The sequence below is a fragment of the Rhodococcus sp. FH8 genome (genome assembly GCF_019266085.1).
In the GTDB taxonomy this organism is placed as follows: domain Bacteria; phylum Actinomycetota; class Actinomycetes; order Mycobacteriales; family Mycobacteriaceae; genus Rhodococcus_F; species Rhodococcus_F qingshengii.
On sequence record NZ_LPNQ01000083.1, the window covers coordinates 1 to 425 of the forward strand.

At 66.1% G+C, this 425-nt stretch carries 1 protein-coding gene; it reads left to right on the forward strand.

What is annotated here, in order from left to right; genetic code table 11:
- A partial coding sequence (locus ATN38_RS30335; protein ID WP_218749302.1) for an NAD(P)/FAD-dependent oxidoreductase occupies positions 1-425 on the forward strand: 425 nt, incomplete at both ends.

A 425-nucleotide genomic window follows, 5' to 3' on the forward strand; every position in this document is an offset into this window, starting at 1 on the left:
TCATCCGCGGCGATGACCTCGGGAAGAGCATGTCCCGATACCTGGTCGACCAGATCGAACACCATCCGCGGGTCACCGTGCACCGGCACACCGAGATTCGTGCGGTCCACGGCGAGAAATACCTCGAGGCAATTGCAGTCGAGGACAATCGCACCGGCGACCAGGACACGATTCGGGTGCGCGCCCTGTTCGTCTTCATCGGGGCGGTACCGCACACAGGGTGGCTTGCCGACGCGATCGCACTCGACGACCACGGCTTCGTCCTCACCGGTGTGGACGCGATCCACGCACGAGCGGACGGCAGCCTGCCAATCAACGGCGGCCTGTCCAGGACGCTCGAAACCAGCCTGCCCGGCCTGTTCGCGGCGGGCGACATCCGCCGCGGTTCGGTGAAACGAGTCGCATCCGCCGTCGGTGAAGGAGCG